This is a genomic window from Kitasatospora sp. NPDC059408 (genome assembly GCF_042751525.1).
GTDB lineage: Bacteria > Actinomycetota > Actinomycetes > Streptomycetales > Streptomycetaceae > Kitasatospora.
In genome coordinates this window covers 81,197-101,793 of sequence record NZ_JBHYWI010000007.1, presented here as the reverse complement: position 1 = coordinate 101,793, position 20,597 = coordinate 81,197, and the positions used below count along the sequence as shown (strand labels likewise).

The following is a 20,597-nucleotide window of genomic DNA, read 5'->3' as shown; positions in this document are numbered from 1 at the left end:
GGGGTGGTGGGGGTCAGACGCCCACCGACTGCTTCTCCGGGCCGAGTTCGGTCTCGGTGGCGGTCTCGGCGGCGGCCTCGGCGGCCGGGGGCTGCTTCTTGAGGGCCAGGGCCAGCAGGCCGCCCAGGATCAGCAGGACGCCGCCGGCGATGCCCGCCGTACGCAGGCCCTCGACCACGTCCTCCTTGGCGGCGGTGGCGTAGGTGCCGGTGAAGGTGGAGTTGGCGACCGCCACCAGGGCCGCGAGGCCGACCGCGCCGCCGACCTGCTGGGCGGTGGAGGCCATGGCGCCGGCCACGCCCTGCTCCTCCGGGGCCACGCCGGAGCCGGCGGAGGCGAAGACGGAGACGAAGACCAGGCCGCCGCCGAGGCCCCACAGGACGGAGCCGGGGAGCAGGGCGGGGAAGGAGCCGCCGGTGGTCATGACGGCGGCGGTCAGGGCGATGCCGGCGCCGTTGACGGCCATGCCGGTGGCGAGGGTGGCCCGCATGCCGAAGCGCTGCATGAACTTCGGGGCGAGCTGGCCGGCGCCGACCATCGAGACCAGGGTGAGCGGCAGGAAGGCGAGGCCGGCCTGGAGCGGGGTGTAGCCGAGGACGGGCTGGATGTAGGTGGTGAAGACGTAGTAGCCGCCGGACAGGCCGGTCTGGAAGACGAAGACCACGGCCATCGCCACGACGAGCGGACGGTTGCTCAGCAGGCGCAGCGGCATGAGCGGGTCGCGGGTGCGGGCCTCGGTGACGAAGAAGGCGACGAGCAGGGCGGCGCCGAGGAGCAGGGCGGTGAGCGGGGTGGGGCTGAGCCAGCCGTCCTCGGGGCCGGTGACGAGGCCGAAGACGACGGCGGAGATGCCGGCGGTGGCGAGCAGGGCGCCGGGCAGGTCGAAGCCGCCGCGGCTCTGGACGGCCGGGTCCGGGCGCAGGACCTTCGGGGCCGGGATGAGGACGGCCAGCGCGAACGGCACGTTGATGAAGAACACCCAGCGCCAGGAGGCGAGGTCGGTGAGGACGCCGCCGAAGAGAGCGCCGGCGGCGAGGCCGAGCGAGCCGGCCATGCCCCAGACGCCGAAGGCCTTGATGCGCGCCTGGCCGTCGAAGGAGGTGGCGATGAGGGCGAGGACGGCGGGGAAGAGCAGCGCGCCGCCGACGCCCTGCACGACGCGGGCGCCGATGAGGACGCCCTGCCCGGTGGCGATGCCGCCGACCAGGGAGGAGACGGCGTACAGGCTCAGGCCGGCGAGGAAGAGGCGGCGGGCGCCGATGCGGTCCACGGCGCGGCCGCCGAAGAGCAGCAGGCCTCCGAAGGAGACGGCGTAGGCGGAGACGACCCACTGCAGGGACTGGGCGGAGAAGCCCAGTGCCCGGCCGATGTCGGGCAGCGCCACATACACGATGTTGTAGTCGACGGTGACGATGAACTGCGCGAAGGCGAGCAGGAAAAGGGTGATTCCCGCCCTGCGGGCAGGGGCCGTGGCAGGCATGGTTACTCCCGTTGGGAACGACGTGGGGACGACGTGGGGACAGCTGGGGAACAAAGTCGGCACAGGGTCGGCACGGAAAGCACACGTGCGGAATAAAGCTCGCACCGAACGGTGCTCAGCTTCTTAACGGTGTTTACTCTAGCAGGAGTACGCTCCAAACAAAACGCCGTATAGTTCTGCCACCGACCTGGAGGACAGCAGCATGGATACGAAGCCCACCCGCCGCGCGCGGCTCCGCCAGCAGACGATCACCGAGATCAAGGAGGCCGCCCTCAAGGCCCTGGCCGAGGCGGGCCCGGCGGGCATCACCCTGCGCGGGATCGCCCGCGAGCTGGGCATGACGGCCGCGGCCCTCTACGGCTACTTCGACACCCGCGACCAGCTGATCTCGACCCTCGCCGCGGACGCCTACAACGAGCTGGCCGACTCGCACGAGGCCGCCCTGGCCGCCCTGCCGCACGAGGAGACGGCCCGCCGGGTGCGCGCGGTGTGCGACACCTTCCGCGCCTGGTCGATCAAGAACCCGGCGGCGTTCCGGCTGATCTACGGGGACGGCCTGCCCGGGTTCACCCCGCCCGAGGAGGTCGCCGCGGCGGCGCGGCGATGCTGCATGACGGTGCTGGACGTGGTCGACGGGGCGTGGGAGCACGCGCCGGCGGCGCTGCGCGAGGGCCGGGCGGACTGGTCGGACTTCCACGAGTCGCTGTCCGGCCCGGCCCGCGAGCAGTTCCCCCACCTGTCGCCGCAGGCGCTCGGGGTGAGCCTGCGGATCTGGGGGCGGATGTACGGGCCGGTGGCGCTGGAGGTGTTCGGCCACCTCGGGCAGCAGATCAACGATCCGGCGGAGGTGTATCGGCGCGAGGTGGACGCCATCGTTGAAATGCTCGGCATCAGCGAGTAGATACCTGGGAATTCTCGCCACTCGCGCGAGAAGAACCTAGCAATCTTTAGGAAACAATCCTAACGGTTTATCCTTCACATAAAAGCGGAGGCCGGTCGTCACGAAGGCGACGCGCGACGACCGGCCCGACGTCACCGCCGCGAGCGCGACCAGGCCCGCATCGCCGGCTTCTCGACCACCGCGTACAGCAGCCACGCCAGCGCCAGGCTCACGCCGAGGTACAGCACGACGATCGCCGCGCCCTGCCAGACGGCGAACGACCGCTCGAAGCCCATGAGTTGCTTCACGTACGTGATCACCGTCCCGTGCACCATGTAGAACGCGAAGGACACCTCGCCCAGCCACAGCAGCGCCGGGTGGTGCAGCACCGAGCCGGCGCCGCCGAGGTCCCGCACCGCGATCGCGGCGATCAGCAGGGCCAGCGGCAGCGCGGTCACGGCGCTGTGCGAGTACAGCCACGGCACGTTCATCGAGCCGGCCCAGGCCGCCAGTGCGAGCACGGACGCCACCGGTACGCCGATCCGGGGCAGCCGCCCGGCCGCGACGATCAGCGCCATGACGATGCCGAGCGCGAACTCCAGCGTGCGCACCGGCGGGAACATGTAGACCGCCCAGAACTGCTCGGCGGAGACGGGGAACCCGTTGGGCGTGGTGCCGCCCGGCAGCAGCGCGTACGCGGCCGCCGGCACCAGCGCGATCGCGGCGGTCAGGACCAGTGCCAGCGTCCACAGGCGGGCCGGGTCGACGCGGCGCAGCAGTGCGTGGAGGAACGGGAAGCACAGGTAGAAGAACAGCTCGCAGGCCAGCGACCAGCTCGGCGGGTTCACCGACAGGTAGACGTCCAGGTACGGGAACCAGGCGTGCACCATCGCGAGGTTGGGCAGCCACTGGTGCCAGGTCGAGGTGGCGGCGGCGAACAGCACCATCGCGAGCGCCCAGGTGACGACGTGGTTGGGGAAGAGCTTGACCACCCGACGCCGCCAGAAGGTCCGCTTTCTCAGCCCCGGCCGGGCGGCGTGGGTGAGGACGAAGCCCGACAGGAGGAAGAAGAACGACACCCCGATCGAGCCGGTGGTCGACCAGATCCGGGCCCAGATCTCACGGGCGCGCCCGTCGAACGGGGTCAGCGCGGGCGGGCCGGTGAGCGAGGTGTGGAAGAAGAACACGCCGAGGGCGGCGAAGAAACGCAGCCCGGTGAGCGAGGGCAGCCGGGACGGCAGGACGGAGCTGCCGGCAGCGGTGCGGGCCGGAGCGGTAGCGAGTGTGCGGGACACGTGCGGTCGGATCCTTCGGAGCGGGTGCGGGCCGGGCGGCTCGCAGCGGAACGGAGACAACTTCCTTGCAGTGAAGGTGAGTTGAACGGAAGGAGACGCGAAAGGGGCCGGGCCATCCCCGATGGCCCGGCCCCTTTCGGAGGGACGCGCGTCAGGCGGTCGTGCCGCCGTCCACGGCCAGGGTGGCGCCGGTGACGAACGCCGCGCCGGGCGAGACGAGGTAGGCCACCGCCTCGGCGATGTCGGTGGTGGCGCCGTAGCGGCCGAGGGCGGTGCCGGCCCGCTGGAAGCCGGCCGAGGGGCCGTCGGCCGGGTTCATGTCGGTGTCGATCGGCCCGGGGCTGATCTGGTTGACGGTGATCCCGCGCGGGCCGAGGTCCCGGGCCAGTCCCCGGGTCAGGCCGAGGATCGCGGCCTTGCTGACCGCGTACGGGGTCATGCCGCCGCCCGGCACCCGTTCGCCCAGGCAGGAGCCGATGTTGACGATCCGGCCGCCCTCGGGCAGGTGGCGGGCCGCGGCCTGGGCGGTGAGCAGCGCGCCGCGGACGTTGACGTCCAGGGTGCGGTCGATGACGTCGACCGGCACGTCGGTCAGGGCGGTGCCGCTGACGTCCATGTAGCCGGCGTTGTTGACGAGGATGTCGATCCGTCCGAAGTGCGCGACGGTGGCCTCGACGGCGGCGGCGGGCGCCTCGCGGTCGGCGGCGTCGGCCCGGACGGCCAGGGCCTTGCCGCCCGCGCGCTCGATCTCCGCGACGACGGCCTCGGCGGCCTCGGCGCCGCGGGTGTAGGTGAGGGCGACCCTGATGCCCGTGCCGGCGAGGCGGCGGGCGATCTCGGCGCCGATGCCGCGGCTGGCTCCGGTGACCAGGGCGACCCGGTCGTCGGCGGTCGGCTGGGTGGCGGTGTCAGACATGGGACGGCCTTTCGGAGGACTCGGAGGAGGGCGCGGAGGAGGGCGCGGAGGAGGGCGCGGACACGGCGGGAGCGCCGGAACCGGCCGTGCGGCGCAGCAGTTCGGGCACCAGCGTCAGCAGCCCGAGCACGGCCATGGCCGCGCCCGTCCACAGCGGGGCGCGCAGCCCCCAGTGCGAGACGCCGATCCCGCCGACCCAGGAGCCGACGACGACGCCGAGGGTGATGAAGGAGGTGTGGACGGTGTTGACCAGCGGGCGGTCGTTGGCGGTGCGCATGACGCGGGTGACCATCGCCGGGTTCATCGTCACGCCGACCAGCCCGATGCCGGTCATGGCGGCCAGGGCGACGGCCGCGTCGGCGGCGCCGAGCGCGAAGACCGTCAGGAACACGGTGTTCAGGGCCAGGCCCGTGCCGAGCACCGTCAGGGTGTGCCGGTCGGCGAGGCGCCCGACGACGGCGTTGCCGATGACGGTCGCGGCGCCGTAGAGGACCAGCAGCAGCGGGACGGTGGCCGCGGCGAAGCCGGTGACGTCGGTGAGGATCGGCACGAAGTACGAGAACGCGGCGAAGGTCGCGCCGATGATCAGCATGCTGGTCGCGAAGGCCGCCCACAGCCGCGCGTTGCGGAAGGCCCCCAGCTCGGCGCGGACGGAACCGCCGGAGCCGCCGGCCCCGTCGGACTCCTCCTTGGCCAGCGCGGGGACCGCGCCGAGGGTGACGGCGAGGGCCAGCGCGGCCAGGGCGGCGACCGCCCAGAAGGCGAACCGCCAGCCGTAGTGCTCGCCGGCCAGCTGGGACAGCGGCAGGCCCAGCACGGTGCCGACCATCAGGCCGCCGAGCACGATCGAGGTGGCCCGGCCGCGCACCTCGGGACCGGTGACGCGCACGCAGATGGCGAGCGCGACGCCGAAGAAGGCACCGGACGCGGCCCCGGTGACGAGGCGGGCGACGACCATCAGGGCGTAGCCGTCGGCGAGGGCGCCGAGCGCCTGCCCGGCGAGGAAGACGGCGTACAGGCAGATCAGGGCGGTCTTCTGGCGCAGTCGCAGGAGACCGGCGGTCAGCAGCGGGCCGCCGACGGCCATGGCCGCGGCGTAGACCGAGACCAGGTAGCCGATCTGGGGGATGCCGGCACCGAGGTCCTCGGACAGCTGCGGCATCAGGCCGGCCACCAGGAACTCGCTGGTCACCATGGTGAAGATGCCCAGGCCCAGGACGTAGATCGCGAAGGGCACGGCTCAGACCTCGACAGTCTCGACGGTGTGGGACGGGCCGCCGGCCACGACGGCCCCCGCGGCCTGGAACGACCCCAGGGACTCGGCGATCGCCTGGGCCCGCGGGTTGTCGGCCGGGTCGAAGACCGGGATCGGCTCGCCCGGCCGGGCGTCGACGCCGGCCTGGAGGAAGAACTCCTCGAAGCCGCTGGGCGTGAAGATCAGCAGCTGTTTGGCGGCGTGCAGGCCCTTGTTGCGGAAGCGGTGGACGGTCCCCTTGGGGACGAAGACGAAGTCGCCCGCGCGGACGTCGTAGGTCTGCCCGTCCGCGAAGAACTCCAGCTCGCCTTCGAGGAGGTAGAAGGCCTCGTCCTCGTTGCGGTGGTCATGGGCCGGCGGGCCGCCGCCGGGCGGCACGGAGGCCTCCAGCAGCGTGATCGTCCCGCCGGACTGCGCGGTGTCGACCTTGACGGTGTAGACGTCGCCGTTGAGCCAGACCGAGGGGCCCTGGCCGGCGGGGATGTGCAGGACCTTGCCGAGGGCCGGCGGGTGGTCGCTGCGGAGCTGTTCGTTGAGTGACATGGCGTACGGGAACCTCAGGACGCGGGGACGGGGACGGAAGCCTGTACGGGTACGGAGGGCGGGACGGGAGGGACGGGCGCGGGGGTGAGCGGGTGCGCCAGTCGGGCGCCGTCGGGCAGCTGCCCGGTGCGGGCGGGCGCGACCTCCTGCCCGTCGCACTCGGTGGTCAGCACCTCCAGCCAGCCGTCGGCGCAGCCGACGAACACCCGCCCCCGCTCGCCGTGCACGACGAGCCCGGGCACGGGCGCCCGGTCGGGCGCGCCGGCCGGCGCCGGGTCGGCGGACAGGACGCGCACCCGTCTGCCGGCCTCGTCGGCGGTCCAGGCGCCCGGCGAGCGGTAGCCGGCCCGGACGTGCCGGTCGACGACGGCGAGCGGGGCGCGCAGGTCCAGGCGCAGGTCGTCGTCCGAGGGCCGGCCGAAGTACGAGCGCAGCGCCGGGTCCTGGGCGATCGGGCGGTAGCCGCGCTCGGCCAGCTGCGGGATGAGCTCCAGCAGCATCAGCACGTTGGCCCGCTCCTGGGCGGTGCGCAGGTCCAGCGCGGTCTCCCGGCCGGTCAGCGGCACCTGGTGCTGCATGATCAGGTCGCCGCTGTCGAGGACGGGCGCCATCTCGATGGCGGAGACGGCCGACTCGGTGGCGCCCTCGCGGATCATCCAGTAGAAGGGCGCGAGGCCGGCGAAGGCGGGCAGCGGCGAGGGGTGGAAGTTGACGGCGGTGACCCGGGGCACCGACAGCAGCCGCTCGCGCAGGATCTGCTGGAAGTTGGCGACGACGAAGTAGTCGGCCTCGTAGCCCTCCAGCTCCTCGACGAACTCCGGCCGGTTGACCGACGGCGGCCGCAGGACCGGCACCCCGAGCGCCGCGCCCTGGGTGACCAGGTCCACCTGCTCGGGGTCGTCGGTGAAGTACGAGCAGCGCTTGCCGTGCGGGGAGGTGACCACGGCGACGAGGTCGACCTGGGGGTGGCCGTGCAGCATGCTCAGGAACGGCGAGCCGAGCTTGGAGTTGACTTCCGAGAACAGGACGACGCGGATGCGGTCCATGGGTCGGGAAACCTCTCTGTGTCTGGCTGTGCGGGGCAGGGACGTTCGGGGTGGCGCGGGCCGGCCTAGAAGAACGGGCTCGTCGACTTCCCGCCCAGCAGCACGTTGCCGGTGAGCTGGAGGATCGAGTCCTGGGCGACGGCGTGCTGGTTCATCGTCCAGGCGTCGCGCAGCCAGCGGTCCAGCGGCGAGGGCTTGTAGACGGAGGAGCCGCCGACCAGGTCGAACAGGGTCTGCACGATGTCGCGGGCGGTGCGGAAGGCGTGCCGGCGGGCGATGGCGGTGGCCACCCTGGCGTCGTCGGTCAGCTCGGCGCCGCCGGTCAGCGCGTCCCACTGGCGCTCCAGGCTCGCGTACACGCCGGAGCGGGCGGCGAGCAGCTCGCCCTCCAGGCGGGCGATGGTGCTCTGGACGCGGTGGTCCTGCGCCCACGGGGTGCCGGTCTCCCGGTCGGTGCGGTGGGCGGCCAGCTCCCGCACGTGGTCCAGCGCGGCGCGGGCCATGCCGAGCGGGATGCCGGACATCTTGCGCAGGATGGTGTCGGGGCTGGCGTGCAGCGGGCCGGTGCGGCGCGGGTCGGAGAAGCTGAAGGAGCGCTCCTCGGGGACGAACAGGTCCTCGCAGGAGTAGTCCTGGCTGCCGGAGCCGGCCAGGCCGGTGGTGTGCCAGGTGTCGTGGAAGGTGTAGGCCGCCGGCTTGGAGACCAGCACCCGCCAGTGGGTGGGCTCGCCGCTGACCGGGTCGGGCTCGGGGGTGCCGTCCTCGTCGACGATCAGGCAGCCGGCGCCCAGCCAGTCGCAGTGGGCCGAGCCGGAGCCGAACTTCCAGCGGCCGGTGAGGCGGTAGCCGCCCTCGACGCGCACGGCGCGGCCCTGCGGGTAGATCCAGCCGGAGTTGGCGAGGTCGAGGGTCGGGTACATCTCGCGGGCCACGTCGTCGTCGAGGTAGCCGGAGTAGATGCCGGAGTCCATGCCGATCATGGCGCACCACGCGGTGGAGGCGTCGCCGGTGGCGAGGATCTCGATCAGTTCGCACTGCTGCATCGAGGTGAGCTCGGGGCCGCCCCAGGTCTTGGGCATGGCGGCGCGGAAGACGCCGCCGTCGCGCAGCAGGTCGACGATGTCGGCGGGCAGGGTGCGGTTCTGCTCGATGCGGGCGCCGGCCTCGCGCAGCTGCGGGACGAGGGTGCGGGCGTGCGCGAGGATCGCCTCGGCGGTGTCGGGGACGACGGTGGTGGTCACGGTGGTGCTCATCGTGGAGGTCCTTCGGGAGTTGACGGTGATCAGAGGTAACGGCCGGGCGCGAACGTGCCGTTGGGGTCGACGAGGCGCGCGACGTCCAGGACCAGCGCGGCGTTCTCGGCGTCCGGGGCGTGCTCGCGGCCCCAGCCGCCGTGCGCGGAGTCCAGCCGGTACGGCGCCCAGCCGGCCGCGGCGAAGAGCGCGTAGGCCCGGTCGAGCGCGCGGTGCGCGGCCTCGGCCTGGGTGGCCCGGTCGAACGGGAAGGAGACGACGAGGTCGATGACGTCGGCGTCGAGGGCGTTGACGGTGGCGCCGGGGCGGATCCCGGTCTCCTCGTGCACGGTGTCGAGGAGGGCCAGGGCGCGGGCGGTGTCGGCGCCGGTGAAGGGGATCAGTGGCAGGAAGAAGATCCAGCCCTTGCCCTCGGCGTCGACGAGGTCGGCGCGGGTGCCGGTGGCGGAGGCGAGCATGTCCTCGTTGAACTCCACCGAGCCGGAGTACGCGGCCTGGACGACCTTGGACACGGTGTCGTCCGCGGCCGGCTCCTCCCCCGCCGCGATCCGGCCGAACAGGCCCGCGGCACGGGCCTCTTCGACCAGCGCCCCGGCGAGCGCGTCGAGCGTGCCGGCGGTGGCGTCCACGCACACGTGGGCGAGGTAGCCGTGGCCGCCCTCGCCGCCGTAGGTGGCGGTGGAAGCGGTGTCGTAGATCTTCACGACGCCCGACACCACGTTCCCGGCCCGCCAGCGGCGGATGAGGTCCACGGCCGCGGGCAGCTCCTCCCGGCCGAAGGAGAGCCGGACCACGCGCTGCGCCTCGGGGCGCGGCAGCAGCCGGACGACGGCGGCGGTGATCACGGCGAGCGGCGACTGGGTGAACAGGTGCAGCGTGCTCGGCCCCAGGCCGTACGGGTTGACGGCTCGTCCGGCGGAGGTGCCGGGCCACCAACCGGTGCGCACCAGGCGGCCGTCGGGGAGCACCCCTTCGAGGCCGAGGAGGTCCTCGGTGCGCTGGCGGCGCAGGCCCACGCCCCGGTCGACGAGGTTGCCGAGCAGCGAGGTGTGGCCCGAGGAGGCGGTGACGTTGAGCATCCGGGCGGTGCCGGCGAGCCTGGCGGCGAGGACGGCCTGGGTGACGCCCGGCTCGACGACCGCGTAGCCGGCCTCGACGTCGAGGTCGCGGACGGCGTCGAGGCGGTCGAGTTCGAGGCGGACCACCGGGCCGACGGCCGGTTCCTTGGAGCCCAGGCCCCAGTTGCGGCCGGTGGAGACGGTGTGCAGGCCGGGCAGGCCGGCCCGGGCGCCGCCGTGCTCGTCGAAGGCGCGGACGACGGACCGCACCTCCTCGGCGCTGCCCGGGCGCAGGACGGCGTTCAGGGCGCGGGCGGCGAAGGCGGAGACGTTGGCCTCGGCCGGCAGGAGCGCGGCCGGGTCCGCGGAGCGGACGACGTGGTCGGGGCCGATGGCGGCGGCGACGGTGTCCAGGACCGCTTCGAGCGCGGTGCGGGATGCGGTTTCGGGCATGGCTGGTCCTCGGAAGGTGCGTGCGCGGGCACGGAGGGGTGACGGAGAGGAGGGGGAAGGGCTCAGGCCGCGGGCTTGGTCGGGGCGGCGCCGCCCAGGTAGACGGCGACGGGCCGGCCGGGGCGGTCCCAGGACAGGTGCGCCAGCACCCGCAGGGTGCGGGGCGGGGCTCCGGCGAAGGCGGCGTCCTGCGCGCAGAGGGCGGGCAGGTCCCAGCCGGCCTCGTGCAGGACGAGCGCGGGGTTGGTGGCGGTGAGGTCCGGGGTCATGGTGAACACGAGGCTCACCAGGTCGGCCCGGTCGAGGTGGTTGGCGGCCAGCAGGCCGGCGAGCAGGTCCTCGGTGGCGCGGGTGAGGGCGGGCACGGTGTCGGCGGGCACGGCGATGCCGCCGCGGACGGCGAGCGTACGGATCGTGCGGGTCGTACGGGTCGCGCGGGTGGTACGGATCACGCCGGTCCTACGGAGCGCGCCGGTCGTACGGATCATGCGGATCGTACGGATCGTGCCGGGATTGCCCTCGCCCTCGGCCGGGCTCAACTCCCGTCCGCGGAAGCGGAGGTGAAGCGCCCCTGGTGGAAGACCAGGGCGTCCTGCGGCTCCTCGGTACAGGTGGCGTGCAGCACTCGGGCGAGGAACAGGTCGTGGTCGCCGCCGGGGAAGGTGTCCTCGATCTCGCAGGCGAGCGAGGCCAGGGCGCCGGGGAGCACGTCGTGCCCCTCGGCGGTGCGGTCGAGGTAGGCGCCCAGACCGGGCCCGGCGGGCTTCTCCCGGGAGGCGAACAGCTTGGCCACGTCGCCCTGGTGGGCGGCGAGCAGGTGGATGCCGAGCCGGCGGCTGGCGGTGATCACGGGGTGCGCGCGGGCGGTCCGCATGACCGAGACCAGGACGCGCGGCGGGTCGAGCGAGATCGAGGTGAAGGAATTGACCGTCATGGCGACGGCGGTGTCCTCGCGGCCGCTGCTGAGGACGGTGACCCCAGTGGGATAGCGGCGCATGACGTCCCGCAGGTCCGCGGACTGTCCGCGGGCACGGGTGATGGACGGTGAAGGCATGACTCCCCCTTCGCACGGTAGTGCGAATCTTGTTGCTGCCTAAACGCTAGCGCGACTTGTGAACGCTGATAGCTTTTCTAACATAGATCTCGCCACGTTGGTCAAGCGCCGGTCAAGCGCGACCACCCCGAAGAACCGCTTCGACGAGGGAGAACCGTGACCTCTTCACCTGCCCGAAACGCCCAAGCCGCACTCCGTTCACGCCACTTGGCGATGCTGGCACTCGGCGGGGTGATCGGCGCCGGCCTGTTCGTCGGCTCCGGCGCCGGGCTGGTGGCGGCCGGTCCGGCCGTGCTGGTCTCCTACCTGCTGGCCGCCGTGCTCGCCCTCGCGGTCATGCGCATGCTCGGCGAACTCGCCGCCGCGCTACCGGAGTCGGGCTCCTTCTCGGTCTACGCGCGTCGCGCGCTGGGGCCGTGGGCCGGCTTCACCACCGGCTGGCTGTACACCTGGGTGACGGCCGTGGCCATCGCCGTCGAGGCCCTGGCGGCCGCGGCGATCCTGCACGCGTGGTGGCCGGCCGTCCCCTCCTGGGCGTTCGCCCTCGCCGCGATGACGCTCTTCACCACCGTCAACACCACCGACGTCCGGACCTTCGGCGAGGCCGAGTTCTGGTTCGCCTCGCTCAAGGTCCTCGCGATCGTCGCGTTCATCGCCCTCGGCGCCGCCGCCCTCCTCGGCGTGCTGCCCGGCGCCGACTCACCGGGCCTCTCCCACCTCACCGGTGACGGCGGGTTCGCCCCCAACGGCCTGTCCGGGATCGTCACGGCGCTGCTCGGCGTCGTCTTCGCGTTCGGCGGCATGGAGGTCATCGGCATGGCCGCCGCCGAGTCCCAGGACCCGGGACGCAGCATCCGCACCGCGGTGCGCTCCGCGATCTGGCGGATCGCCCTGTTCTACCTGGGCTCGGTGGCCGTCCTGGTCCTGCTGCTGCCGTGGCGCGACGCCCGGCCCGACGAGAGCCCGTACGTCGCCGCGCTCGGCCGGCTCGGCATCCCGCACGCCGGCGCCGTCACCCAGGCCGTGATCGTCGTGGCCCTGCTCTCGGCCCTCAACGCGAACCTGTACGGCACCTCGCGCATGCTGCACTCCCTCGCCGAACGCGGCGACGCTCCGGGCGCGTTGGCCCGCCGCACCCGGCGGGGCGTACCGGCCCGCGCGGTGGCCGCCGCCTCCGCCGTCGGCTTCGCCGCCGTCGTCCCCGAGGCGCTCTCCCCCGGCACGGCCCTGCCGCTGCTCGCGAAGGCGATGGGCGCGGCGATGCTCTTCATGTGGCTGGCGGTCGCCTGCTCGCACCTGGTCCTGCGCCGCTCCCTCGAAGCCGCCGGCCGGCTCCCGCTCCGCACCCGGGGCTTCCCCGCCACGACCCGCGCGGTGATCGCCGCGATCACGGCCCTGATGCTGCTGATGACGGCCTCGGCCGGGACCCGCCCCCAACTCCTGACCTCCGCCGCCCTGACCGCCGCCCTGGCCCTCACCGGCGCGGCCCTCTCCCGCCGCCGCGCCCAGTCCCAGGCCCCGACCCCAGCAGCAACAGCAGCAACAGCGGAGACCCGCGCCACTCCGTAACGCGTCGCCCAGTGACAAGTCGCCCACGAGCAAAGGCGGGCGGACCCCCGGCCAGGGGTCCGCCCGCCCGCACGCGAGCTGCCGGACGGCTACTCCACCGTCACGCTCTTCGCCAGGTTGCGCGGCTTGTCGACGTCGCGGCCGAGGGCCACCGCCGCGTGGTAGGCGAGGAGCTGGAGCGGGATGTTGAGGAGCAGCGGGTCGAGCTCGGGCTCGCTCTTGGGGACGAGGATGCAGTGGTCGGCGAGCTTGTCCTCGGGGCGCCGGTGGGCGACCGCGATGACGCGGCCGGAGCGGGCCTTGATCTCGCCGAGGGTGGTGAGGTTCTTGTCGAGGAGCTCGTCGTCCGGGACGAGGGCGACGGTCGGCAGCTCGGGGCTGATCAGCGCCAGCGGGCCGTGCTTCAGCTCGCTCGCCGGGTAGGCCTCGGCGTGGACGTAGGAGATCTCCTTGAGCTTCTGCGCGCCCTCGCGCGCCACCGGGTAGCCGCGGACCCGGCCGATGAACATCATCCCGGCCGACTTGGCGTACTCGGCGGCGAGTTCGGCGATCGCGTCGCTCTGGTCGAGCACCTCGCGGATCTGGTCCGGCAGCGCCTTGAGCGCGGAGACGATGCGCCGGCCGTCGGCGGGCGAGAGGTCGTGGATGCGGCCGAAGTGCAGGGCCAGCAGCGCGAAGGCGACGACCGTCGAGGTGAAGGCCTTGGTCGAGGCGACCGAGATCTCCGGCCCCGCGTGCAGGTAGATGCCGCCGTCGCACTCGCGGGCGATCGCGCTGCCGACGGTGTTGACGACGCCGAGGACGCGGCCGCCCTTGCGCTTGATCTCCTGGACGGCGGCCAGCGTGTCGTAGGTCTCGCCGGACTGGCTGACGGCCACGTACAGGGTGTCGGCCTCGATCACCGGGTTGCGGTAGCGGAACTCGGAGGCGGGCTCGCTGTGCGCGGGAACGCGGGAGAGCTCCTCGATCAGCTGGGCGCCCATCTCGCCGGCGTAGTAGGCGGAGCCGCAGCCGAGGATCTTGACCCGGCGGATCTCGCGCAGTTCGCGGGCGTCGAGGTTGAGGCCGCCGAGGTGGGCGGTGGCGAAGCGCTCGTCGAGGCGGCCGCCGAGGGTGCGCTCGACGGAGCCGGGCTGCTCGTGGATCTCCTTGAGCAGGAAGTGCTCGAAGCCGCCGGTGTCGTAGGAGTCGATCTCCCAGTCGACGGTGGACGGCTGGCGGTGGGTGGTGCGGGCGTCCTCGGTGAAGGTGCGGAAGCCGTCGGCGCGGACGACGGCGAGCTCGCCGTCCTCCAGGTGCACGACCTGGCGGGTGTAGCGGACGAGGGCGGAGACGTCGGAGGCGGCGAACATCTCCTTCTCGCCGATGCCGAGGACGATCGGGCTGCCGTTGCGGGCGACGACGATGCGGTCGGGCTGCTCGGCGTCCAGGACGGCGATGCCGTAGGTGCCGACGACCTTGCCGAGGGCGGCGCGGACGGCCTCCTCCAGCTCGACGCCCTCGGCGGCGTGCGCGGCGACGAGGTGGGAGAGCACCTCGGTGTCGGTCTCGGAGCGGAAGACGGCGCCGTCGGCGGTGAGCCGGGCGCGCAGCTCGTCGGCGTTCTCGATGATGCCGTTGTGGACGACGGCGATGCGCTCGGCGTTGTCGAAGTGCGGGTGGGCGTTCTCGTCACTGGGGACGCCGTGGGTGGCCCAGCGGGTGTGGCCGATGCCGGTGGTGCCCTTGAAGCGGGCGGGGACGGCGGCGGCGAGGTCGGCGACCCGGCCCTTGACCTTGCGGAGCTTGATGCCGCCGGTGCGGCCGGCGACGGCGACACCGGCCGAGTCGTAGCCGCGGTACTCCAGCCGGGCGAGGCCTTCGAGCAGGAAGGGGGTCGCGTCCTTGGGGCCGATGTAGGCCACGATTCCGCACATGACGGGCTCCTCCGTGAGGTGGTGTCGGCTCAGCCGTAGACGATCCGGCGCAGCTGGCGCGCCGAGAGCTCCGGTGCCGCGACGCGGCGGGCCGGGAGCTCCTCGGCGAGCCGGGCGAAGATCCGTTCGTTGGTCAGTCCCCGCGCCTGGAGCTCACCGTGACGGCGGCGGACGTACTCCTCGGTGGTCTCGGAGAAGTACGCCAGGACCTCCGCCACGACCCGCGCCGCCTCCCGGGGCCCGAGGGGGCTGGTCCGGGTGAGGTGGGCGACGAGGTCGTCATGAGGGTGGGGTGAGCTCGGCACGGAGGAAGACATTAGGCGGACGACGACCCGGAAGCCAAAGTTTCTGCCCGAAATCGGGCAGACATTCCGACTTTTGGCCCAGGCAACCATGCGGAACCCTTCCCTTCACCTTTTCGACACACCCTTGTCGCTCACCCGGACGCCACGTAGCGTGACCCTCTCCACACGTAGCGGAAGACCGGAGGCTTGCTGATGTGCGGCATCACCGGATGGGTCGCCTTCGACCGCGACCTCACCGCCGACCGGAACGACCAGCGCGAAACCGCCCGCAGCGTCCTCGACGCCATGACGGCCACCCAGATCTGCCGCGGTCCGGACGCGGGCGGGGTGCACCTGGAGCGCCACGCCGCGATCGGGCACCGCCGCCTCGCGGTGATCGACGTCGAGGGCGGCGTCCAGCCGATGACCGTCGAGCACGACGGCCGGCTGCTGGCCGCCCTCACCTACAGCGGCGAGGTCTACAACCACGACGAGCTCCGCGCGGAGCTGCGGGCGGCCGGCCACCGCTTCCGCACCCGCAGCGACACCGAAGTCGTGCTGCGCGCCTACCTGGAGTGGGGCGAGCACCTGGCCGAGCGCCTGAACGGCATGTTCGCCTTCGCGATCTGGGACGCCCGGCAGGAGGAGCTGCTGCTGGTGCGCGACCGCATGGGCGTCAAGCCGCTGCACTACCACCCCACGGCGGACGGCGTGGTGTTCGGCTCCGAGGTGAAGTCCCTGCTCGCCCACCCGTCCGTCCGGCCGGTCGTGGACCTCGACGGGCTGCGCGAGATCCTCGCCTTCTGCCGCACCCCGGGCATCACCCCCTACCGCGGCATCGCCGAGGTCCGCCCCGGCCACGTCGTCCGCGTGCGCCGCGAGGGGATCACCGTGCGCCGCTACTGGGCGCTGGAGGCGCGCGAGCACACCCACAACCTGGACACCACCGTCGCGACCGTCCGCGCCCTGCTCGACGACATCGTGCACCGCCAGCTCGACTCCGACGTACCGCTGTGCTCCCTGCTGTCCGGCGGCCTGGACTCCAGCGCCGTCACCGCCCTGGCGGCGGGCGTGCTGAGCCGGGCCGGCGCCGGCCCGATCCGCTCCTTCTCCGTCGACTTCGCCGGCCAGAGCGAGAACTTCCACGCCGACGCGATCCGGTCCACCCCGGACGGCCCGTACGCCCGCATGCTGGCCGAGCACGTCGGCGCCGACCACAACGTCATAGAACTGGACGCCGCCGACCTCACCGACCCCGCCCAGCGCGCCACCGTCCTGCGCGCCCGGGACCTGCCCGGCGGCTTCGCCGACATGGACGTCTCGCTCCTGCTGCTCTTCCGCGGCGTGCGCCGGCAGTCCACCGTCGCCCTGTCCGGCGAGTCCGCCGACGAGCTCTTCGGCGGCTACCCCTGGTTCCACGACCCCGACGCGATAGCCGCCGACGACTTCCCGTGGGTGCCCTACATCGAGCGCGGCCTCGCCGGCCCGGGCGCCGGTATGCGCGAGCAGCTGCTCGACGCCGACCTCCTGCGCAAGCTCGACCTGGCCGGCTACCGCCGCGCCCGCTACCGCGAGGCGCTCGCCGAGGTGCCGCACCTGCCCGGCGCGAGCCCGCTGGAACGCCGGATGCGCGAGGTCTCCTACCTCAACCTGACCCGCTTCGTGTGCCTGCTCCTCGACCGCAAGGACCGGATGAGCATGGCCAACGGGCTGGAGGTGCGGGTGCCGTTCTGCGACCACCGGCTCGTCCAGTACGTCTTCAACACGCCGTGGGCGATGAAGAGCTTCGACGGCCGGGAGAAGAGCCTCCTGCGCGCCGCCGTCCGGGACGTGCTGCCGGACGAGATCGCCGACCGGGTGAAGAGCCCGTACCCCGTCACCGCCGACCCGCACTACCCGGCGCTGCTGCTCGCCGAACTCGCCGAACTCGCCGCCGAGGGCAAGTCCCCGGTGCTCGGCCTGCTCGACCGCCGGCGGCTGAACGACGCGCTCGCCCCCGGGACCGACCCGCAGTCGGTGCGGCTCGGCGTCGACCTCGCGCTGGACCTCGCCACCTGGCTGACGGAGTACCAGGTGTCGCTGGAGATCTGAGCGTTCCCTCCCCCGCGCGGCGCAGCGGAGCCCCCGGGCCGGCTGCGCCGTCGGGGCGGGCCCCGGCGGCCCCACGGGACCGTCCCGCGCGGGGCGGGGACCGGACGGTGCGGTAGCGTCGCCGACACTCCCGGATGGCGGGCGAAAACGCGGACTGCGGCCGCTTCGCGCGTCAGGATGGGAGCGAACCGTCCGCACTCGATCCGCCGGGGGATCCCGTCATGCAACCGCGAGCGTTCGCGATTCTCACCGCCCTGCTGCTCGGCGTCCTCGGCCTGGGCTCGGTGGCCGTCACCGACTGGTCGCCGGCGACCGCGAACGCGGCGACCGCCCAGGTCGCCGCCGCCACCGCCGCCTCGCCCGACGGCACCCCCGCCGCGAGCGCCACCCCGACCGGCGACCCGGCGGTCTGGACCCGCTCGACGCTGCGCAACAAGATGATGGCCGAGATGGACGCCACCGACCCCGGCGTCGCCCTCGCCGACCTCGACAAGATCACCAAGGAGAAGCCGTACACCGTGCGCTTCTGCCACCCGATCGCGCACGAGCTCGGGCACGCGGCCGTCAAGCGGTTCAACGCCGACTTCCAGAAGGTCATCTCCTTCCCGCACGAGACCTGCGCGGCCGGCTACCTGCACGGCGCCGTCGAGGAGATGCTGAACGCCTCCACCCAGCCCGAGGTGGACCTGCTCAAGCTGTGCGCCCCCAAGAACAGCGGCCCGTGCATCCACGGCGTCGGCCACGGCACGATGTTCGTCGCCAAGCAGGACGTGGCCAAGGCCCGCGACCTGTGCAACAAGTTCACCACCGACCAGAACCGGATCCGCTGCTCCGAGGGCCTGTTCATGCAGCTCTTCGGCCCGGACGAGGAGGACGAGCAGGCCAAGGCCAACCTGCCCGCCGACAAGCTCGCCCAGGACCCGCTCTACCCGTGCAAGGACCAGCCGTCGCTGTTCCAGTCCGCGTGCTACTTCTACGCGCCGACCTTCTACCTCTCCTCGCACGACTACCCGAACCACCCCGAGGTGTACGCCGACGCCCTCAAGTGGTGCCTCAACGGCAAGGCGAGCGGCGGGGCCGTCGACTGCAGCCGGGGCGTCGGCTCGCGGACGATGAAGTACAACCTCGACCGCGAGGACTGGGCCGCCCAGCAGTGCGCGACGGCCGCCGACGGCTGGCAGCGCAAGGCCTGCGCGGAGGGCCTGGTCAGCTACTACACGGTGAACTACACCGACGGCGGCGCGGCCGGACGGCTCTGCGCCAAGATCACCAACAAGGAGATGCAGGGCTACTGCCGCTCCGCGAGCGGGCTCTCCGCCTCGCTGGACTGAGCCCGCCGTCCCGGTCGACGGGCCCGCGCCGCACGGCGCGGGCCCTTTCCGTACCATCGGCTGATCACCCGGTGCGCCGAGGACGCCGCGCCCCCTCCGCACCGCTGGAGCACGCCGCATGGCAACCGACGACTTCCGCACCGCCGCCCACGCCACCGCCGACCTCGTCTCCGACCACCTCGCCGAGCTGCCCGGCCGCCCCGTCTGGCAGCCCATGGACGACGCGGCCCGCAGCGCCCTCCTCGACGCCCCGCTGCCCGCCGACGGCCGCCCGCTCGCCGAGCTCGTCCAGGCCATCGGCCGGGACGTCCTGCCCCACCCCATGGGCAACGGCAGCCCGCGCTTCTTCGGCTGGGTCAACTCCGCCCCCGCCCCCGCCGGCGTCCTCGCCACCCTCGCCGCCTCCGCCATGAACCCCAGCTCCGCCGGCGGCGACCACGCCGACGTCCACCTGGAGCGCGCCGTCGTCCGCTGGATCGCCGAACTCGTCGGCTTCCCGCACCCGGCCGGCGGCGGCCTGCTCACCTCCGGCACCTCGATGGCCACGATCGTCTGCCTCGCCGCCGCCCGGAACCGCGCCGCCCGGCGGGCCGGATGGGACGTCCGCGAGGACGGCCTCGCCGGAATGCCCCCGCTGGTCGGCTACGTCACCGGCGAGACGCACTCCTGCGTCCGCAAGGCCGCCGAGCTCCTCGGCCTCGGCAGCAGGCACCTGCGCACCGTCGCCACCGGCCCGGACGGCCGCCTCGACACCGCCGACCTGCGCGCCGCGATCGAGCGCGACCGCGCCGCCGGGCGGCTGCCCTTCCTCGTCGTCGCCTCGGCCGGCACCGTCGGCACCGGCGCCGTCGACGCCTTCGGCCCGATCGCCGACCTGTGCGCCGAGCAGGAGCTGTGGCTGCACGTCGACGGCGCGTACGGCGCCTTCGGCGTCCTCGACCCCGCCATCGCCCACCGCTACGCCGGGCTGGAGCGCGCCGACTCGCTCGCCCTCGACCCGCACAAGTGGCTCGGCGTGCCGGTCGACTGCGGCTGCGCGCTGGTCCGCGACACCGACGAGCTGCGCGGCACCTTCAGCCTCGTCCCGTCCTACCTGCGCGACGAGGCCGCGGGCGAGCTCGGCTGGTTCTCCGAGTACGGCACCGAGCAGACCCGCCCGTTCCGCGCGCTCAAGGTGTGGGCGACCATCGCCCACAAGGGCCGCGCGGGCCTCTCCCGCGACATCGCACGGTGCACCGCGCTCGCCCGCCGGCTCGCCGAACTGGTCGAGGCCGACGGCGAGTTCGAGCTGCTGGCCGAGGTGCAGACCTCGATCGTGGCCTTCCGCCACCGCCCCGCCGGGCTGGACGGGGCCGACCTCGACGCGCTCAACCGCGAGCTGCCCGTCGCCGTGCAGCGCCGCGGCAAGGTCTTCGTCACCGGCGCCCGTCTGGACGGGACGGAGATGCTGCGCGCCTGCCTCCTGAACGCCGACACGACGGAGGCGGACCTGGAACTCCTCCTCGCCGAGGTGGCGGCGGCCGCGGCGGACCTCCGGAAGTAACGCCCGGGCCGATACCTTAACCCGCAGGTCACGGAAGGTTCGTGGACGGGAAACACCACACGGGGACAGTGGTGCCATGGAGCACACGGAGCACACCACGACAGCCGTCCACACCTCCGCAACGCCCACCCCCTCCCGCACCCGGACCCGCACCCACCGCTGGCGCCGCGACACCGTCGAGCTCGCCGCCGTCTTCGTCTCCGTCACGGCGGCCGACCTCGTCGCCAAGGTCGTCGTGAAGGGCCACGACGGTCCGGTGCTGCTCGCCGCCTCGGCGGTGGCCCTGCTGGCCACGACGCTGTTCCACACGTGGTGGTCCCACCGGCAGCACCTGCACGGCCCGCCGCCGCCCCCCGCCACCGAGATCGCCCCGACCGCCCTCTGGCGGGTCCGCGCCACCGCCGAGGACTCCCCCGCCGGCCTGGCCCGCGTGTGCACCGCGTTCGCCGAACAGCAGGTCATGATCGTCTCGATGCAGTCGCACCCGCTCCCGCGCGGCGCCGTCGACGAGTTCTTCCTCCGCGCCCCGCACGCCCTCTCCGGCACCGACCTGGCCGCCCTCGTGACCACCGGCGGCCACGACCTCCTGGACGCACCGACCCGCATCGTGTGAGCGGAAGCCGGAGAGGG

At 73.3% G+C, this 20,597-nt stretch carries 18 protein-coding genes; 6 read left to right on the top strand and 12 right to left on the bottom strand.

The annotated features are described in order from the left end of the window. Positions 1-13: 13 nt before the first annotated feature. On the bottom strand, positions 14-1,480 hold the full coding sequence (locus ACFXDE_RS07390; RefSeq protein ID WP_380443677.1) for an MFS transporter: 1,467 nt from the start codon (positions 1,478-1,480) through the stop codon (positions 14-16). A gap of 202 nt (positions 1,481-1,682) precedes the next feature. Here ACFXDE_RS07390 and ACFXDE_RS07385 point away from each other — a divergent pair, with 202 nt between their 5' ends. Then, entirely contained in the window at positions 1,683-2,381 is a 699-nt protein-coding gene (locus tag ACFXDE_RS07385; protein WP_380491747.1) for a WHG domain-containing protein, read from the top strand. Between the two features lie 131 nt (positions 2,382-2,512). Here ACFXDE_RS07385 and ACFXDE_RS07380 read toward each other — a convergent pair whose 3' ends face one another. From ACFXDE_RS07380 to ACFXDE_RS07340, 9 genes are all read right to left on the bottom strand, one after another. Beyond that, complete coding sequence (locus ACFXDE_RS07380) at positions 2,513-3,655, bottom strand: acyltransferase family protein (protein WP_380491745.1); 1,143 nt, start codon at positions 3,653-3,655, stop codon at positions 2,513-2,515. Positions 3,656-3,806: 151 nt separating this feature from the next. Then, positions 3,807-4,571: an SDR family NAD(P)-dependent oxidoreductase gene (locus ACFXDE_RS07375; protein ID WP_380443683.1), complete on the bottom strand. Its 765-nt coding sequence runs from the start codon at positions 4,569-4,571 to the stop codon at positions 3,807-3,809. Beyond that, positions 4,564-5,808 (bottom strand): MFS transporter, encoded by a 1,245-nt coding sequence (locus tag ACFXDE_RS07370; RefSeq protein ID WP_380491742.1) that lies wholly within the window; start codon positions 5,806-5,808, stop codon positions 4,564-4,566. The genes ACFXDE_RS07375 and ACFXDE_RS07370 overlap by 8 nt, the downstream gene beginning before the upstream one ends. Before the next feature lie 3 nt (positions 5,809-5,811). Further along, complete coding sequence (locus tag ACFXDE_RS07365; protein WP_380491739.1) at positions 5,812-6,369, bottom strand: quercetin 2,3-dioxygenase; 558 nt, start codon at positions 6,367-6,369, stop codon at positions 5,812-5,814. A 14-nt stretch (positions 6,370-6,383) separates the two neighbouring features. Next, on the bottom strand, positions 6,384-7,415 hold the full coding sequence (locus tag ACFXDE_RS07360; RefSeq protein WP_380491737.1) for a methionyl-tRNA formyltransferase: 1,032 nt from the start codon (positions 7,413-7,415) through the stop codon (positions 6,384-6,386). A gap of 65 nt (positions 7,416-7,480) precedes the next feature. Then, on the bottom strand, positions 7,481-8,668 hold the full coding sequence (locus ACFXDE_RS07355; RefSeq protein WP_380443691.1) for an acyl-CoA dehydrogenase family protein: 1,188 nt from the start codon (positions 8,666-8,668) through the stop codon (positions 7,481-7,483). 29 nt (positions 8,669-8,697) lie between these two features. Next, complete coding sequence (locus ACFXDE_RS07350; RefSeq protein WP_380491735.1) at positions 8,698-10,179, bottom strand: FAD-binding oxidoreductase; 1,482 nt, start codon at positions 10,177-10,179, stop codon at positions 8,698-8,700. A gap of 62 nt (positions 10,180-10,241) precedes the next feature. Then, positions 10,242-10,667 carry a chorismate mutase gene (locus ACFXDE_RS07345; protein WP_380491733.1) on the bottom strand — a complete coding sequence of 142 codons (426 nt, stop codon included), beginning with the start codon at positions 10,665-10,667 and terminating at the stop codon, positions 10,242-10,244. A 47-nt stretch (positions 10,668-10,714) separates the two neighbouring features. Beyond that, on the bottom strand, positions 10,715-11,233 hold the full coding sequence (locus ACFXDE_RS07340; protein WP_380443697.1) for a flavin reductase family protein: 519 nt from the start codon (positions 11,231-11,233) through the stop codon (positions 10,715-10,717). A gap of 213 nt (positions 11,234-11,446) precedes the next feature. On the opposite strand from ACFXDE_RS07340, the gene ACFXDE_RS07335 reads away from it, so the two are divergent. After that, positions 11,447-12,802, top strand: a complete 1,356-nt coding sequence (locus ACFXDE_RS07335; protein WP_380491886.1) for an amino acid permease — start codon at positions 11,447-11,449, stop codon at positions 12,800-12,802. 89 nt (positions 12,803-12,891) lie between these two features. Here ACFXDE_RS07335 and glmS read toward each other — a convergent pair whose 3' ends face one another. Then, positions 12,892-14,718 carry a glutamine--fructose-6-phosphate transaminase (isomerizing) gene (gene glmS, locus ACFXDE_RS07330; protein ID WP_380491730.1) on the bottom strand — a complete coding sequence of 609 codons (1,827 nt, stop codon included), beginning with the start codon at positions 14,716-14,718 and terminating at the stop codon, positions 12,892-12,894. Between the two features lie 29 nt (positions 14,719-14,747). Further along, the gene (locus tag ACFXDE_RS07325; protein WP_380443701.1) at positions 14,748-15,035 is read right to left on the bottom strand and encodes a hypothetical protein; all 288 of its coding nucleotides are present in this window, start codon (positions 15,033-15,035) and stop codon (positions 14,748-14,750) included. A 180-nt stretch (positions 15,036-15,215) separates the two neighbouring features. On the opposite strand from ACFXDE_RS07325, the gene asnB reads away from it, so the two are divergent. The 4 genes from asnB (at position 15,216) to ACFXDE_RS07305 (ending at position 20,580) form a co-directional block, all read left to right on the top strand. Next, a complete protein-coding gene (asnB, locus tag ACFXDE_RS07320; protein ID WP_380491727.1) occupies positions 15,216-17,093 on the top strand; it encodes an asparagine synthase (glutamine-hydrolyzing) in 1,878 nt (625 codons plus the stop codon). A 221-nt stretch (positions 17,094-17,314) separates the two neighbouring features. After that, positions 17,315-18,424 carry a hypothetical protein gene (locus ACFXDE_RS07315; protein ID WP_380491725.1) on the top strand — a complete coding sequence of 370 codons (1,110 nt, stop codon included), beginning with the start codon at positions 17,315-17,317 and terminating at the stop codon, positions 18,422-18,424. Positions 18,425-18,542: 118 nt separating this feature from the next. Further along, positions 18,543-19,967, top strand: coding sequence for a pyridoxal phosphate-dependent decarboxylase family protein (locus tag ACFXDE_RS07310; protein ID WP_380491723.1), 1,425 nt, complete (start codon positions 18,543-18,545; stop codon positions 19,965-19,967). Between the two features lie 76 nt (positions 19,968-20,043). Continuing rightward, positions 20,044-20,580 carry a hypothetical protein gene (locus tag ACFXDE_RS07305; RefSeq protein ID WP_380491721.1) on the top strand — a complete coding sequence of 179 codons (537 nt, stop codon included), beginning with the start codon at positions 20,044-20,046 and terminating at the stop codon, positions 20,578-20,580. The last annotated feature ends 17 nt before the right edge of the window (positions 20,581-20,597 follow it).